Source organism: Vreelandella piezotolerans, from assembly GCF_012427705.1.
Classification (GTDB): Bacteria; Pseudomonadota; Gammaproteobacteria; order Pseudomonadales; family Halomonadaceae; genus Vreelandella; species Vreelandella piezotolerans.
The window spans coordinates 1412868-1428996 of sequence record NZ_CP048602.1 but is presented as its reverse complement, the minus strand read 5'-3'; the positions used below and the strand labels follow the sequence as shown (position 1 = coordinate 1428996).

Annotated in this window: 10 protein-coding genes and 3 rRNA genes; 5 read left to right on the top strand and 8 right to left on the bottom strand. The window is 55.2% G+C overall.

Features of this window, described 5'->3' with window-relative positions; all coding sequences use genetic code 11:
• Positions 1-35: 35 nt before the first annotated feature.
• The 3 genes from GYM47_RS06565 (at position 36) to GYM47_RS06555 (ending at position 3267) form a co-directional block, all read left to right on the top strand.
• Positions 36-1454: an MATE family efflux transporter gene (locus GYM47_RS06565; protein ID WP_153843922.1), complete on the top strand. Its 1419-nt coding sequence runs from the start codon at positions 36-38 to the stop codon at positions 1452-1454.
• Between the two features lie 3 nt (positions 1455-1457).
• Positions 1458-2450: a DUF3080 family protein gene (locus GYM47_RS06560; protein ID WP_153843921.1), complete on the top strand. Its 993-nt coding sequence runs from the start codon at positions 1458-1460 to the stop codon at positions 2448-2450.
• Between the two features lie 112 nt (positions 2451-2562).
• Positions 2563-3267, top strand: coding sequence for a hypothetical protein (locus tag GYM47_RS06555; protein WP_153843920.1), 705 nt, complete (start codon positions 2563-2565; stop codon positions 3265-3267).
• A 58-nt stretch (positions 3268-3325) separates the two neighbouring features.
• Here the strand turns inward: GYM47_RS06555 and tusA are convergent, their stop codons facing one another.
• Positions 3326-3577 carry a sulfurtransferase TusA gene (tusA, locus tag GYM47_RS06550; protein ID WP_139528417.1) on the bottom strand — a complete coding sequence of 84 codons (252 nt, stop codon included), beginning with the start codon at positions 3575-3577 and terminating at the stop codon, positions 3326-3328.
• A 27-nt stretch (positions 3578-3604) separates the two neighbouring features.
• Between tusA and GYM47_RS06545 the strand changes: the two genes are divergently transcribed.
• A complete protein-coding gene (locus GYM47_RS06545) occupies positions 3605-3892 on the top strand; it encodes an antibiotic biosynthesis monooxygenase family protein (protein WP_139528416.1) in 288 nt (95 codons plus the stop codon).
• Between the two features lie 18 nt (positions 3893-3910).
• Here GYM47_RS06545 and rlmM read toward each other — a convergent pair whose 3' ends face one another.
• Positions 3911-4978: a 23S rRNA (cytidine(2498)-2'-O)-methyltransferase RlmM gene (gene rlmM, locus GYM47_RS06540; protein WP_153843919.1), complete on the bottom strand. Its 1068-nt coding sequence runs from the start codon at positions 4976-4978 to the stop codon at positions 3911-3913.
• Between the two features lie 246 nt (positions 4979-5224).
• On the opposite strand from rlmM, the gene rnk reads away from it, so the two are divergent.
• The gene (rnk, locus tag GYM47_RS06535) at positions 5225-5638 is read left to right on the top strand and encodes a nucleoside diphosphate kinase regulator (protein WP_139528414.1); all 414 of its coding nucleotides are present in this window, start codon (positions 5225-5227) and stop codon (positions 5636-5638) included.
• Between the two features lie 252 nt (positions 5639-5890).
• Here the strand turns inward: rnk and rrf are convergent.
• The 6 genes from rrf to GYM47_RS06505 all read right to left on the bottom strand — a co-directional run bounded on the left by rrf (position 5891) and on the right by GYM47_RS06505 (position 15945).
• Positions 5891-6006 (bottom strand): 5S ribosomal RNA (rrf, locus tag GYM47_RS06530).
• A 155-nt stretch (positions 6007-6161) separates the two neighbouring features.
• A 23S ribosomal RNA gene (locus GYM47_RS06525) occupies positions 6162-9052 on the bottom strand.
• Between the two features lie 294 nt (positions 9053-9346).
• Positions 9347-10879: ribosomal RNA gene (locus GYM47_RS06520) — 16S ribosomal RNA — on the bottom strand.
• Together the 16S, 23S and 5S rRNA genes form the textbook arrangement of a ribosomal RNA operon.
• A 561-nt stretch (positions 10880-11440) precedes the next feature.
• Positions 11441-13246, bottom strand: a complete 1806-nt coding sequence (locus GYM47_RS06515; RefSeq protein WP_153842450.1) for an acyl-CoA dehydrogenase C-terminal domain-containing protein — start codon at positions 13244-13246, stop codon at positions 11441-11443.
• 229 nt (positions 13247-13475) lie between these two features.
• Positions 13476-14243: an SDR family NAD(P)-dependent oxidoreductase gene (locus tag GYM47_RS06510; RefSeq protein ID WP_153842449.1), complete on the bottom strand. Its 768-nt coding sequence runs from the start codon at positions 14241-14243 to the stop codon at positions 13476-13478.
• 31 nt (positions 14244-14274) lie between these two features.
• Positions 14275-15945: an AMP-binding protein gene (locus GYM47_RS06505; RefSeq protein ID WP_139525648.1), complete on the bottom strand. Its 1671-nt coding sequence runs from the start codon at positions 15943-15945 to the stop codon at positions 14275-14277.
• Between the last annotated feature and the right edge of the window lie 184 nt (positions 15946-16129).

Sequence of the window (16129 nt, the reverse complement as noted above, 5' to 3'; positions counted from 1 at the left end):
TTTCTTAGGTCTCTTTGCTAAACAGGAGCCATACCTTGGGCGGCTTTACTAGCGATATCAAATCCATCTACTGGCCAGAAACATGCACACTGGTCACATTGGCACTGCCGATTTGTGGTGCACAGCTAGCCCAAGCGGGCATGAGCGTGGTCGACGTCATGATGACCGGCCGACACAACGCCACGGACTTAGCGGCGGTCTCGGTCGGGTCGAGCTTGTGGATGCCGCTGATGCTCTTCATGACCGGCACCCTCATGGGCTTGACGCCCATCGTGGCACACTTGCTGGGTGGCCAGCGCCACGATGCCATTCGCCCGGCCGTGCATCAAGCTTTGTGGGTAGCGTTGGCATTGGGCCTACTCTCCGCAATCTTGCTATGGGTCGCCGTGACACCTATTTTCGAACGCATGGACGTGCCGTCGAGCGTTGCAAAGGAGTCCGCTGCCTACCTTAGCGCTGTGGCGTTTGGCATGCCGGGCATTGCTCTCTTCCAAGCACTACGCGCCTTTTCGGATGGTATGAACCACACCCGCCCCGCCCTGTGGATCAGCTTGATCGGTTTGGCCGTCAATGTCCCCTGTAACTATTTACTCATCTACGGCGGCGAGGGTTTGTCGATTCTGTTTGGCGATCTCGCCCCCGTCAGTTGGCAGCAGCTCCCGGCACTGGGTGCTTTTGGCTGTGGCATTGCCACCGCCATCTCCATGTGGACCATGGCCATCGCTATGGCGCTTTACACTCGCCGCGGCAACACCTATCGCAGCGTGTCATTATGGCAGCAGCTGACGCCACCTCGTTTAGCGGGCATTCGCGAACTCGTCGTCGTAGGGGTGCCGATCGGGGTGGCTATTTTCGTCGAAGTCACGCTGTTCACGCTGATCGCGTTATTCATTGCCAGCTTCGGTGAAGTGACCGTTGGCGCGCACCAAATCGCGCTCAGCTATACGACCATTCTGTTCATGTTACCGATGTCGTTGAGCATGGCACTGACCGTTCGCGTAGGTAACACGCTTGGCCAACAGCGCTTGACTATGGCGCGCCAAGTGGCTTGGAATGGTATCGTCATCAGCGTCATTGTTGCTGCCATCAATAGCACGCTATTGTGGTTCACTGCGCCCTGGGTGATATCGCTTTATACCTCGAATGCAGATATTCAAGCGTTAGCGCTTACCATCATTTCACTGGCGGTGATTTTTCAGCTTTCTGACTCCTTACAAGTCAACTTGGCTGGCGCACTCAGAGGCTACAAAGATACGCGGATCGTGATGGTAATTACCGTGCTCTCTTACTGGATCGTTGGTTTGGGAGGCGGGCACTGGCTAGGAACCTACGGCCTGGGGAGTGTGTCTGACCCGTTGGGTGTACACGGCTACTGGATGGGGTTGATTGCGGGCCTCAGCACAGCTGCCTGTTTATTGGCTTGGCGTTTAAAAAGGATCAGTCGACAGGAGTGATGTATGCCCAAACCATTCCGCACACTCTGGTGGCCGGTCGCTACGGTTTTTTTACTTGTTGGGTGTAGTGACGACAGCGCTGAGCACGCCTGGGAGCAATACCACCAGCAGTTGGCAGCGGCGCTCGATACACCACTGCCAACGCGATCAGAGCCGCGTAACATAGGTGCTTTCCCTGAGCGTCAGCAGCGCTTGATCGACGTGCCAGAAACCCGCGACGGCATGCTCAACATCTACGCGCTGCGTGAGTGCCAAATTACGTCCTTGATTGCTGCCCGCAATAATCAGTTGGGCCGTGTCGCCCCTCCCAGCCAGCACTGGCTTTATGAACGCTCTCTATGGCAACGCTTGGACGCTTGCTGGAATAGCGATATCCCCAACACTCTAGGCGATGACGACAAAGCACGCTTGGCGCAGCTAACCGATCTAAAAACCGAGCAGCTACCCGCTGTGAGCTGGAACGCCATCTTCGATTCCGACGAGTGGGAAAAAAGCTTTTCCAGGGCTAGCAGCCCACTACCCCCAGGGGGGGCGGACGACATTAGCGAGCAGCTAGCTGCCCTCACTTATCTTCGTCAAATGGTCAATGAGCAGTTCAGCCATCGATGGGAGCAAGACTCTTCACGACTTGAGAATCACCTTAAGACATTACAGGAACGACCGCTTACGGCAGAGGTTCTGCGCGCGCTCCTCCTCGCGGAACAGCGACTCCGTGAAGCTAATCAACTGCTCACGCAGACCTCTGACGAAGAAGCCTGTCTCACCGTGGACACACCCGTTTGGATCGAGACGATGGCCACTCACTCACAGCAATGGCTCGTTAGCGTCAATCAATTGATCGATGCCCACCCAATCACACCTCCCGATGCTGTTGCCACTTACCAACGCGACTGGCTCTCACTGGATAATCCAGAGGCACCGTGGTCGCAATTTCAATCGACCTGGAAAGAACATACCGCGTTAAAGAGCGCACACACTACTTGTACACCTGATTAAAAATCATGTTTACGCTTAACCTGACGGTCAAGCTGTGCTATTGGTGAAGGTAGCGGCAGGCGGTGATCGCTGCTTGCCAACGTCGTGGCCACGCAGTACAAGGAGGGACACCATGGGCGCACCCCTGTCAACTCGCTCTGCCCAGGTCATCGACCTGGAAACCGTGCGTCAGCGTCATCAGGCGCGAAAGTATTTAGTGCGTTTAGCCCCAGAGCTAGATGGATTAGAGATGGTCTACCAGCTCGCTGCGAGTCCCGACACCTACTACGGCCTGCCGATTCTTGCTTGGGGGCTGAGAGAAGATGGTAGTGTCGTTGGCCTCGTTCCTTGGATGGAGTCACTCGTTGCTTGTCATGAGCTAGATAGTCATGAGAGTGGTGTTTTCGTTGGTTATCGTGACCCAGAGACAGACGAAATCTTCGACACTCCGCCTGACCACAAATACGATGAGCTGATCGCGGCAGCCGGTTACTTCGAGTATGAATCATCTGGCGACGTCACACTGATTCAGCAGCTTCCCGACACGTTAGGCACTCATGCGCTCTGCATGAATCACCCTAGCGCTCCTTGGCACATGAAGTCGGTGTATGGATGGCGCCTTTATAGCAATGGCAGCGTCGAGGCGGTCTTGGCAGATGAGCAAAAGGCCACTATGACACCGATCCTACTGGGGGATGAATGCCTTTACGATGCCCACTCCCAGCATCAAACCGTCTACTTCTTCCAGCGCCACATTGCCAACCGCATTTTGGACGAGGACCCAGCCACACTAGAGGCACTTGCCATGATGGTCGTACCCAGTAGTGACCATCCATAATCCTCTATGCAAGGCGTTTACTCTTTAGTCGGTAAACGCCTTGTCTCTCTCCACAGGGTCATGCCAAGCGGATAAAGTAGACGTATTGATCGCCCTCACTCTCCTTATGTAACAGTTCGTGGCCAAGAAATTGGCAGAACTTTGGCACATCACGAGTGGTGGCAGGATCGGTCGCCACGACTTTCAAGATTTGGCCCGACGCCATATCTCGCACTTTGTTATGCATCAACATAATGGGCTCTGGGCAATAAAGCCCTGTGGTATCTAATGCCGTATCGAACGCGGTGGAATCATCCGTAGTATCAGTCATCGACTCTCTCGGTTAGGAAACGGACCTATGATAAAAATCATCATTGAACGACGCATTATGCCCGGTTTAGAAGACGAATATGAACAGGCCGCACGCGAGGCCATGCGTGTCTCTCTGGGTGTCCGAGGCTTCGTTGGTGGTGAAACCTTGGTAGAGCTTGGCCACACCGACCGCCGTTTGATGATCACCAAATGGCGCGACCTGCGCGCCTGGAAAGAGTGGCACGGGAGCGAAGAGCGCGCCATGGCCATGCAGCGTATTTTACCGTTGCTCACGGAAGATGAAACCATCCGCATCTACGAGCCGGGCTACTAGGACACAGCAGTTGCCATACTAATGCGCTAATCTGACGTGTACCGTCACTTCTTCGCGATCGTGATAGAGGTGGCGGCATCGAATCGTGGCGTGGACCCCAGACGCCGCCAATGTTTCTTCCAGTGCCGCCAGACAGCGTGTCACTTCATCCCAACGCTTTTTCATCGGCAGTTTGAGGTTGAAGATCGCCTCCCTGCACCATTTGCGCGTTAACCAGCGCTCAACCATGGCCAATACGCGTACTGGCTTATCGACAATGTCACACACCAGCCAATCCAATCGCTGGGGCGGCTCCCACGCAAAACCATCCTCACGTAGGTGATCGATTTGCCCAGTGTCCATGAGCTGCTTATTCATGGGGCCATTATCGATGGCATAGACATACATACCACGCTGCACTAACTGCCATGTCCAGCCGCCCGGCGCTGCCCCAAGATCTGCCGCTTGCATGTGCGCGGCCAAACGCTCATCCCACTCGTCTCTGGGTATGAATTCGTGCCAAGCTTCCTCCAACTTCAACGTCGAGCGGCTGGGCGCGCGTGAAGGAAAACGCAACCGACGAATTCCGTTGATGAGGTCGCTGCGATTATCAGGAAAACTCATCCCTAGCTGGACACGGTCACCATCGGTCCAAAATATGTGTAAGCGTCGGCCACCCGCCTTTTTGCGAAGCGCTCCTCGCTTTTTCAGCATGCTTTGCAATGGCTTGGTCAACGCCTTGATCAAACCCGCTAACGCTTTTCCCTCATTCGTATCCGGCGTTTCATGCCAAATGTCTTCAAAACTCCAACGGCTTGCTTTGATTTGCTCCAAGATAGCCGTTAGCCTATCATCACGCGACAATGCTAACGCAGGTAGCGCCGCTAAGCTCTGTCTGGCGAAGATGAGTCGATGGAAGGCGGCCCGACGATGTAAATCGTTAATGGCCTCTCCGTCTTGGCGCGTGACACTTACCCAACCTTCACCTCGCACCGACTCACAGGGCACGTCAAGTTGCTGTGCATGATGCTGCATCTCTGCTAACGCATCGTTTTCAAACCCTGGTCGGCAGTAAACAAGCCATGACGTGGGTACCGTATCGCTCACCTTTCACCTCAAAATCATTTGCAATCCATAAATGCGATATTTATCACTTGCTCGCTCGGCGGCCTGCATCATAGCACTTTGCGCGCCTCGCTCTAAGCGCGTCGTCTTTTCATTAGAAGTGTCGTACACTATCCAAACAGTATCTTGAGTCCTTCCTTCTTGGTGGGGCTTTTTTTATGCCAGACAGTACCATTTGACTAACAACGCACGCCGCGTCGTTCGGCCGCGTTTGCCAAGGAGAGCATCATGGGGCAGCGTCCTCCCCTCTTGATTAATCGTCTCGACGCAGATCGTCTGCAGCGCTTGATCGATAACGCCACCGACAAGGATCAAATGGTGGCTGAGCTTTTACAAGACGAGCTTAGTCGCGGAGAAGTAGTGGATCCTGAAGACATTCCCGACAACGTCGTCAGTATGAACAGCCAGATTCAGTTCACTGACCTAACGCGTAACCAGCAGATGGTGCGTACACTGGTGTACCCGCACTCTCTCAGCACGACGAAAGACGCTATTTCGATCATGGCCCCCATTGGAGCCAGCCTATTAGGGCTCAAAGTGGGCGACACCATCGACTGGCCGCTGCCCAATCAGCAAAATGCTCGCCTGCGAGTAGACGCGATTCTCTGGCAACCCGAACGCGAGAAGCAGTACCACCGCTAACGTCGATCAAAAGAGCCACTTATGCGAATAGGAAGGTGGCCAGTGCCCGTACCTTAGCAATGAACGGGATGGGTGAATAATAAATGCATGAATAATGCTATTCGCCCTTCCCCGCTTATGGTTTTTCACTTCCCCTTCGTGCACACAGCAAAAAACCCCGAGCACAGCGTACCCGGGGCCTGAATAATGGCACGCTTATCGAGCGCGCAACAAAAAACCCAGCCGGTTGGCTGGGTTCTTTGCGGTATAAGTGCCTGACGATGACCTACTCTCGCATGGGGAGACCCCACACTACCATCGGCGCTAAGCGGTTTCACTTCTGAGTTCGGCATGGGATCAGGTGGTTCACGCGTGCTATGGTCGTCAGGCGTAACGGGTCATGCATATCATGCTGAGTGCGTCGTTGACGCGGTAAGTGATCGTCTCTTGTCCGCCAGCGTCTTGGCGGGCGGATGCGTATCCGGTTTTTCGAGTGGCTGTCCACTCGGTCGTTATCACGGCGACCAGACCCCTTGGGTGTTATAGGGTCAAGCCTCACGGGCCATTAGTACACGTTAGCTCAACGCCTTGCAGCGCTTCCACACCGTGCCTATCCACCAGCTGGTCTCGCTGGGCCCTTTAGGAGGCTCTAGGCCTCGGGGATGTCTCATCTTGAAGGGGGCTTCCCGCTTAGATGCTTTCAGCGGTTATCCCGTCCGACCATAGCTACCCGGCAATGCCACTGGCGTGACAACCGGAACACCAGAGGGTCGTCCACTCCGGTCCTCTCGTACTAGGAGCAGCTCTTCTCAAACATCCAACGCCCACGGCAGATAGGGACCGAACTGTCTCACGACGTTCTAAACCCAGCTCGCGTACCACTTTAAATGGCGAACAGCCATACCCTTGGGACCGACTTCAGCCCCAGGATGTGATGAGCCGACATCGAGGTGCCAAACACCGCCGTCGATGTGAACTCTTGGGCGGTATCAGCCTGTTATCCCCGGAGTACCTTTTATCCGTTGAGCGATGGCCCTTCCATACAGAACCACCGGATCACTAGAACCTGCTTTCGCACCTGCTCGACGTGTCTGTCTCGCAGTCAAGCACCCTTATGCTCTTGCACTCATTGCACGATGTCCGACCGTGCTGAGGGTACCTTCGTGCTCCTCCGTTACGCTTTGGGAGGAGACCGCCCCAGTCAAACTACCCACCACACACTGTCCTCGATCCGGATCACGGACCTGAGTGAGAACGCCAATGATGCCAGGCTGGTATTTCAAGGTTGGCTCCACCCGAACTGGCGTCCGGGTTTCAAAGCCTCCCAGCTATCCTACACAGGCAACATCAGCGTCCAGTGTGAAGCTATAGTAAAGGTTCACGGGGTCTTTCCGTCTAGCCGCGGGTACACCGCATCTTCACGGCGATTTCAATTTCACTGAGTCTCGGGTGGAGACAGCGTGGCCATCATTACGCCATTCGTGCAGGTCGGAACTTACCCGACAAGGAATTTCGCTACCTTAGGACCGTTATAGTTACGGCCGCCGTTTACCGGGGCTTCGATCAAGAGCGTCGGCCGAGGCCTAACACCATCACTTAACCTTCCGGCACCGGGCAGGCGTCACACCCTATACGTCCGCTTGCGCGTTAGCAGAGTGCTGTGTTTTTACTAAACAGTTGCAGCCACCTGGTATCTTCGACCGGTTCGGGCTGAAGGAGCAAGTCCTCTCACCCTACGCCGGCGTGCCTTCTCCCGAAGTTACGGCACCATTTTGCCTAGTTCCTTCACCCGAGTTCTCTCAAGCGCCTTGGGATTCTCACCCTGACCACCTGTGTCGGTTTGGGGTACGGTCGCACATGATCTGAAGCTTAGAGGCTTTTCCTGGAAGCGTGGCATCAATGACTTCGACACCGTAGTGTCTTCGTTTCGTGTCTCGGCCTTGAGCGCCCGGATTTACCTAAGCGCTCAGCCTACTCACTTTCACCAGGACAACCAACGCCTGGCTCACCTAGCCTTCTCCGTCCCCCCATCGCAATCATGTCCGGTACGGGAATATTGACCCGTTTCCCATCGACTACGCCTTTCGGCCTCGCCTTAGGGGCCGACTCACTCTGCTCCGATTAGCGTCGAACAGAAACCCTTGGTCTTCCGGCGAGGGAGTTTTTCACTCCCTTTATCGTTACTCATGTCAGCATTCGCACTCGTGATACCTCCAGCATGCTTCTCAACACACCTTCATCGGCTTACACGACGCTCCTCTACCGCTCACACATCGTGTGAACCCGTAGCTTCGGTACCTGGTTTAGCCCCGTTACATCTTCCGCGCAGGCCGACTCGACTAGTGAGCTATTACGCTTTCTTTAAAGGATGGCTGCTTCTAAGCCAACCTCCTAGCTGTCTGAGCCTTCCCACATCGTTTCCCACTTAACCAGGATTTGGGGACCTTAGCTGACGGTCTGGGTTGTTTCCCTTTTCACGACGGACGTTAGCACCCGCCGTGTGTCTCCCACGCTGGCACTCACCGGTATTCGGAGTTTGCCTCGGGTTGGTAAGTCGGGATGACCCCCTAGCCGAAACAGTGCTCTACCCCCGGCGGTGATACGTGAGGCGCTACCTAAATAGCTTTCGAGGAGAACCAGCTATCTCCGAGCTTGATTAGCCTTTCACTCCGATCCACAAGTCATCCAAATCTTTTTCAACAGATCCTGGTTCGGGCCTCCAGTTGATGTTACTCAACCTTCACCCTGCTCATGGATAGATCGCTCGGTTTCGGGTCTATATCCAGCGACTGTGTCGCCCAGTTAAGACTCGGTTTCCCTACGGCTCCCCTATACGGTTAACCTCGCCACTGAATATAAGTCGCTGACCCATTATACAAAAGGTACGCAGTCACGGAACAAGTCCGCTCCTACTGCTTGTACGCACACGGTTTCAGGATCTATTTCACTCCCCTCTCCGGGGTTCTTTTCGCCTTTCCCTCACGGTACTGGTTCACTATCGGTCAGCCAGGAGTATTTAGCCTTGGAGGATGGTCCCCCCGTCTTCAGTCAAGGTTTCTCGTGCCCCGACCTACTCGATTTCACGTGATCAGATTTTCGACTACGGGGCTATCACCCGCTATGGCCAGACTTCCCAGTCTGTTCGCCTAATCATTCACACGCTTAAGGGCTGGTCCCCGTTCGCTCGCCGCTACTAGGGGAATCTCGGTTGATTTCTTTTCCTCAGGGTACTTAGATGTTTCAGTTCCCCTGGTTCGCCTCTTACGCCTATGGATTCAGCGCAAGATACTCATCTTGTGATGAGTGGGTTTCCCCATTCAGAGATGTCCGGGTCACAGGTCGTTTGCCACCTCACCGAACCTTATCGCAGGCTACCACGTCTTTCATCGCCTCTGGCTGCCTAGGCATCCACCGTGTGCGCTTCATTGCTTGACCCTATAACCCGAAGGGGTCTGGTGTCTCGCAATGATAACGATTGCCGGATACGCTTGAGACGTATCACTTAACAATTACGTATGAACGTTATAAAACGTTCATGTCAGCATGATATACATTGTTAAAGAGCGACTGCTATGCGCAGTGATAAGCGGATGCTTTTTTTCACTTCAAAAGAAAAAGAAAGACCTTTTTTCTTTTTTTAATGTGAAGAAAACGCTTATCACTGCGTAACAACAGTATTCTGATCAGGTAATTCATTGTGAGCGCTTACCGCGAGGATGAGTCATCGGTTAAGGAGGTGATCCAGCCGCAGGTTCCCCTACGGCTACCTTGTTACGACTTCACCCCAGTCATGAACCACACCGTGGTGATCGCCCTCTTGCGTTAGGCTAACCACTTCTGGTGCAGTCCACTCCCATGGTGTGACGGGCGGTGTGTACAAGGCCCGGGAACGTATTCACCGTAGCATTCTGATCTACGATTACTAGCGATTCCGACTTCACGGAGTCGAGTTGCAGACTCCGATCCGGACTGAGATCGGCTTTTCGGGATTGGCTCACTCTCGCGAGTTGGCAACCCTTTGTACCGACCATTGTAGCACGTGTGTAGCCCTACTCGTAAGGGCCATGATGACTTGACGTCGTCCCCACCTTCCTCCGGTTTGTCACCGGCAGTCTCCTTAGAGTTCCCGCCATTACGCGCTGGCAAATAAGGACAAGGGTTGCGCTCGTTACGGGACTTAACCCAACATTTCACAACACGAGCTGACGACAGCCATGCAGCACCTGTCTCTGCGTTCCCGAAGGCACTAAGGTATCTCTACCGAATTCGCAGGATGTCAAGAGTAGGTAAGGTTCTTCGCGTTGCATCGAATTAAACCACATGCTCCACCGCTTGTGCGGGCCCCCGTCAATTCATTTGAGTTTTAACCTTGCGGCCGTACTCCCCAGGCGGTCGACTTATCGCGTTAACTTCGCCACAAAGTGCGCTAGGCACCCAACGGCTGGTCGACATCGTTTACGGCGTGGACTACCAGGGTATCTAATCCTGTTTGCTACCCACGCTTTCGCACCTCAGTGTCAGTGTCAGTCCAGAAGGCCGCCTTCGCCACTGGTATTCCTCCCGATCTCTACGCATTTCACCGCTACACCGGGAATTCTACCTTCCTCTCCTGCACTCTAGCTTGACAGTTCCGGATGCCGTTCCCAGGTTGAGCCCGGGGCTTTCACAACCGGCTTATCAAGCCACCTACGCGCGCTTTACGCCCAGTAATTCCGATTAACGCTTGCACCCTCCGTATTACCGCGGCTGCTGGCACGGAGTTAGCCGGTGCTTCTTCTGCGAGTGATGTCTTTCCTAGCGGGTATTAACCGCTAGGCGTTCTTCCTCGCTGAAAGTGCTTTACAACCCGAGGGCCTTCTTCACACACGCGGCATGGCTGGATCAGGGTTCCCCCCATTGTCCAATATTCCCCACTGCTGCCTCCCGTAGGAGTTCGGGCCGTGTCTCAGTCCCGATGTGGCTGATCATCCTCTCAGACCAGCTACGGATCGTGGCCTTGGTGAGCCGTTACCTCACCAACTAGCTAATCCGACATAGGCTCATCCGATAGCGGGAGCCGAAGCCCCCTTTCTCCCGTAGGACGTATGCGGTATTAGCCTGGGTTTCCCCAGGTTATCCCCCACTATCGGGCAGATTCCTATGCATTACTCACCCGTCCGCCGCTCGTCAGCATCCAGCAAGCTGGATCTGTTACCGCTCGACTTGCATGTGTTAGGCCTGCCGCCAGCGTTCAATCTGAGCCATGATCAAACTCTTCAGTTTAAGATCAATGCGGTTCTTGCCTGTCGCCGAAGCAACAGAAGCGAACCAAACTTGGCTCAAGGGTCAAACGAATTCATTCATTAGGCCGAAGCCTGTTTGACGAGTCGCTTGCCTTGATAATGGGTGATTTATCACCCTCATCGGCAAGCGCCCACATGAATTACCTGATCAAATTGTTAAAGAGCAACTGTCTCAATGTCGCTGCGGCGGGCTCGATGACCTGACCCGTGTTGCCTCAGCGAGGAAGGCGTATTCTACGCATTCCGTGGTGTTTGTCAACCGCTGTTTTCAGCGGGCGAAGCGAGCGATCTGACCAACCTACCACAGAGCTCTAACTTTCTGACAAACAAGAGGTTTTTCAACCTCATCACCGCTGGTAACGCTGGGCGTCCCCGGCAGCGGATGCGTACTTTACGGATTCGATGCCGGGTTGGCAAGGGCTAATGTGAAAAAGTTTTCAAATAGCCGAGATAAAAAAGCGGCAGGCAATGCCCGAGGGCAAACCTGCCGCAAACCACCGATCAGTACCCTGACCAGAGAGTGCCTGGCAAAGGCATGGGCTCAGATCTCGAAGCCCAGACCAAAATCTTCGCTGGAAATCGCCATCAAGCTACCGGCACCTGCCTGGATCATGGCGGCGTGCGCCTTGGTACGTGGCAGCAGACGCTGGTAGTAGAAACGCGCCGTATTTAGTTTGGCGGTGTAGAAAGCCGCATCTTCCCCCCCCTGTGCGCTAGCGGCTTGCTTGGCAGCGCGAGCAAACAGGTAGGCGACAGCGACATAGCCGGAGTACATCAGGTAATCGACGCTGGCGGCCCCTACTTCTTCACGATCCTGCATGGCCTTCATACCGATACCCATGGTGAGCTCACCCCACTGGGCATTGAGCTTGGCCAGCGGCTCGATGAATTCCTTGAGCGCAGGGTTGTCGGCTTCGGCCTGGCAGAACTTATGAATCTCCTTGGTGAAGACCTTGAGGGATTCACCCTGGCTCATCAGCACTTTGCGACCCAGCAGGTCCAGCGCCTGGATACCGGTCGTGCCTTCATAGAGGCGCGTGATACGCGCATCACGTACCAGTTGCTCCATGCCCCACTCTTTGATGAATCCGTGACCGCCAAAAATCTGCACGCCTTCATTGGTACACTCGAAGCCCACTTCCGTCAGGAAGGCCTTCACGATCGGCGTCAGCAGGCCAAGCAAGGTCTCGGCACGCTCCTTCTCTTCGCCTGCTGCGCCATGCTCGACCACGTCCAGCATCTGGGCGGTATACAGCACCAGCATGCGACCGCCTTCGGCAAAGGCTTTTTGGGTCAGTAGCATGCGACGCACGTCAGGATGGACGATGATGGGGTCGGCGGCTTTATCAGGGGCCTGAACACCTGAAAGGCCACGCATCTGCAAACGATCACGGGCATAGCCGAGCGAGTTCTGAAAGCTGGCTTCCATCAGACCAAGCCCCTGGATCCCCACGCCCAGACGGGCCGCATTCATCATGGTGAACATGCAAGCCAAACCCTTGTTCGGCGCGCCTACCAGGTAGCCCGTGGCACCATCGAAGTTCATGACGCACGTTGCGTTGCCGTGAATACCCATCTTGTGCTCGAGAGAGCCACAGCTGACACCGTTACGCTGCCCGGGGTTGCCCTCGGCATCGGGCAGGAACTTGGGTACGACGAACAGTGAAATGCCTTTGGAGCCTTCGGGCGCATCCGGCAGCTTGGCCAGCACCAGATGAACGATGTTCTCGGCCAGATTGTGCTCACCGGCAGAAATGAAGATCTTGGTGCCGGTGATCTGATACGCGTCGCCTTCCGCAGGAACCGCACGGGTCTTGATCAACCCGAGATCGGTACCGCAATGGGGCTCGGTCAGGCACATGGTGCCGGTCCAGACGCCCTCGACCAGCTTGGTGAGGTAAGTAGCCTTTTGGGCATCGGTTCCGTGATGACGCAGCGCGTCTGCGGCACCGTGGGAAAGCCCCGGGTACATGCCCCACGCCAGGTTGGTGGCGCAAATCATTTCGGAGAGCATCATGGCCAGCGAAGGCGGCAGCCCTTGTCCGCCTTGCTCAGGGTCCGCCGCCAGGCTTGGCCAACCCCCTTCGACATACTGCTGGTAGGCTTCCTTGAAACCACGGGGCGCTTTGACCTCCCCACCTTCCAGCAGGCAGCCCTCTTCATCACCGCTCTGGTTCAATGGCAGCAGAACGTCACGGGCAAAGCGAGCGCCCTCTTCCAGAATCGCCCCAACGACGTCAGGAGACGCTTCTTCACCATTCGGCAGTGCCGCATAGTGGCTTGGGTAATCAAACATTTCGTTCATCACGAAACGCATGTCACGTAGGGGGGCTTGATAGCTCGGCATGTCACTTCTCCTAAACGGGGGCTGAAAGAGCCGGTACTCAGCAGCTACTTTCAAACACATGTTTGAAAATTAGCGCGCAGACCCGACACAGTCAAGCAGTCGTTTGAATTAAATCGAAAAACCGACTACAACTTTGGTCTTTACCTTAGTAACGTCATGGTTTGAAAATAAAAAAAAGCCCGCCCGAAAAAACCGAGCAGGCTGTTTATCAGAGCTTACTGAGCGTAAATCACTGCATGCGGATACCACCATCCAGGCGAATCACTTCACCATTGAGCATCGGGTTGGTGATGATCTGCTCGGCCAGCAGCGCAAACTCGTCGGCCTTGCCCAAACGCTTGGGAAAAGGCACCGCAGCGGCCAACGCTTGGGCGGCTTCATCCGGTATCTCGCTCATCATCGGGGTTTCGAACACCCCTGGCGCAATGGCCATGACACGAATCGCGTGGCGCGACAGCTCTCTGGCAGCAGGCAAGCTCATGCCCACGACCCCCGCCTTAGAGGCACTGTAGGCGCACTGACCGACTTGCCCATCGAACGCGGCAATCGATGCGGTATTGATGATGACGCCACGCTCACCCCCTTGGTCTGGCGGGTTGCTGGCCATGGCGGCGGCCGCCAGCCGCATGACATTGAAAGTGCCTACCAGATTGATCTGAATCGTGCGCGCATAGCCCTCGAGATCTGCTGGGTTGCCTTGCCGATCCACCAGCTTGGCTACGCTGACCACACCGGCACAATGAACCACCCCCGAAAGACCGCTTTCGCCCCCCAGCGCAACGGCTTTGTTCACCGCCTCCTGCATGGCGTCGGCGGAGGTAATGTCGGCGATGCATGCTTGCGCGTGAGCGCCCAACTGCACGGCAAGGTCCGTCACACGATCACTCATGTCGCACAGCACCACCTTCCCGCCCGCCTTTACCAGCCGTTCGGCCGTGGCGGCACCCAAACCCGACGCAGCGCCGGTAATCAAAAACGTACGATCCTGGACCTGCATGGCACTCTTCCTGTGAATGATATCCTGTGAATTATGAGCTGTGGCGCACTTGTTCGGCCGCTTGAGCACGCAGTTTGAAGCGCTGAATCTTGCCGCTGGGCGTTTTGGGCAGCTCATCGACGAACTCGATGATACGAGGAAAAGCATGCGTAGAGAGCCGTTCACGTACTTGCTGACGAATCTCTTCCGCCAGCGCATCGCTGGGCTCGTAGCCATCGCGAAGTACGATATAGGATTTGATGATCTCGCCACGAATCTCATCTGGCTGGCCAACGGCGGCGGACTCTGCCACTGCCGGGTGCGTCATGACGCTATTCTCTACGTCCGTTGGTCCCACTCGGTAGCCCGCCGTGGTGATGATGTCATCGTCCCTACCAGCAAACTGAAACGAACCATCTTCGTTACGAATCACTACATCGCCGGTCAGGTAATAGCCATTGACGAAGGGATCTTTCTCCTGCCAAGTGTATCCTTGGAAAAAGTGAGCCGGAGAATTCTTAATGTCCACCGCAAGCACACCTGGTTCACCGGGCGGCAGCTCATTGTACTCGGCATCGAGAATGGCCAATCGGTAGCCCGGCATCGGGACGCCCATGGCCCCCACGTGCTTGGGATGGTCAAGAGAGTGATGGTTATTACAGGTCATGCCCGTTTCCGTCTGGCCATAATGGTCCATCACCGGACAGCCCAACGATTTTTCCACCCAGGTGACCACCTCGGTATTAAGCGGTTCTCCAGCGGAACTGGCTGCACGCAGCGATAACGTTTGATGCGCGTCATCGAATAACCCAGATGCTTTCATCAAACGGTAAGCCGTGGGTGCCGCAGCAAAATTGGTGATCTGATGGCGCTTCATGAACGCCAGCGCCCCTTCGGCGCTGAAGCCTGCCTCGCAAAAGTGGGTCGTGACTCCAAGTAGCAGCGGCCCCGCGATGGCGTAATAAAGGCCGTAGGCCCAACCTGGATCTGCCATGTTCCAAAAACGGTCTTCCTCGCGCAGATCCACAGCGAGCTCCATATAAAGCGCGAAAGCCGTCATGCCTGCTAAAGGCACGGCAACGCCCTTTGGCTTGCCCACCGTCCCCGAAGTGAACATTTGCAGAAAGGGCTGATCTGGCGACAGGCGCGGTGGCGCATCGCTCATTGACGTATACGTCAATGCCGTTTGCCAATCGAGGTCATCGCCATGCTCACTGCTCGCACCACCCACGGCTAATACGGGTGGGCACTGGCTCAATCCATCGAATTTATAGCGATTGGCGTGATCCGTAATCACTAACTTGGTATCAGCACGACCGAGCCGATAGTCAACTGCATCAGGGCCAAAAGCGGTGAACAGTGGCTGATAGACCGCACCGATTCGCCAGGTCGCCAGCACGGCGACCAGCAAATTGACAGAACGAGGCAGCATACAGGCAATTCGGTCGCCCTCACCAAGCCCTTGGCTTATGAACCAGCCCGCTAGCTGGCTACTTTGGCTGTCAAGCTCGGCATAGGTCAGCGTATGGGTCTGGCCTTGGGTGTCTTCATGCACCAGCGCTAACACATCACCGCGGCCTTGGCGCACATGCCTTCCGCAGCATGCTTCATAGGCGTTCAGGTAACCATCTTGATGGTCGTCCAGCTTGGCGACGACACTCTCTATTGAAAATTTCTCGACAAATGAGGAATACGAGGGAAGTGACGATGATGTTGCTGTCATGACGGCTCTCTTATGTTGTTGGTCGTGAGCACTCAAGCAGGCAAAACTCCACGCGCTGTCAGCTTTATTATCAGTTTACGTTAACGGAAGCCTGCCAATAGACCAACGCTAAAAGTATTTCACCTATTGCGCAAGCCGCAAGCGCCGCAACAAGCTTAGACGTTGGTCGACCGAACAGAAGACT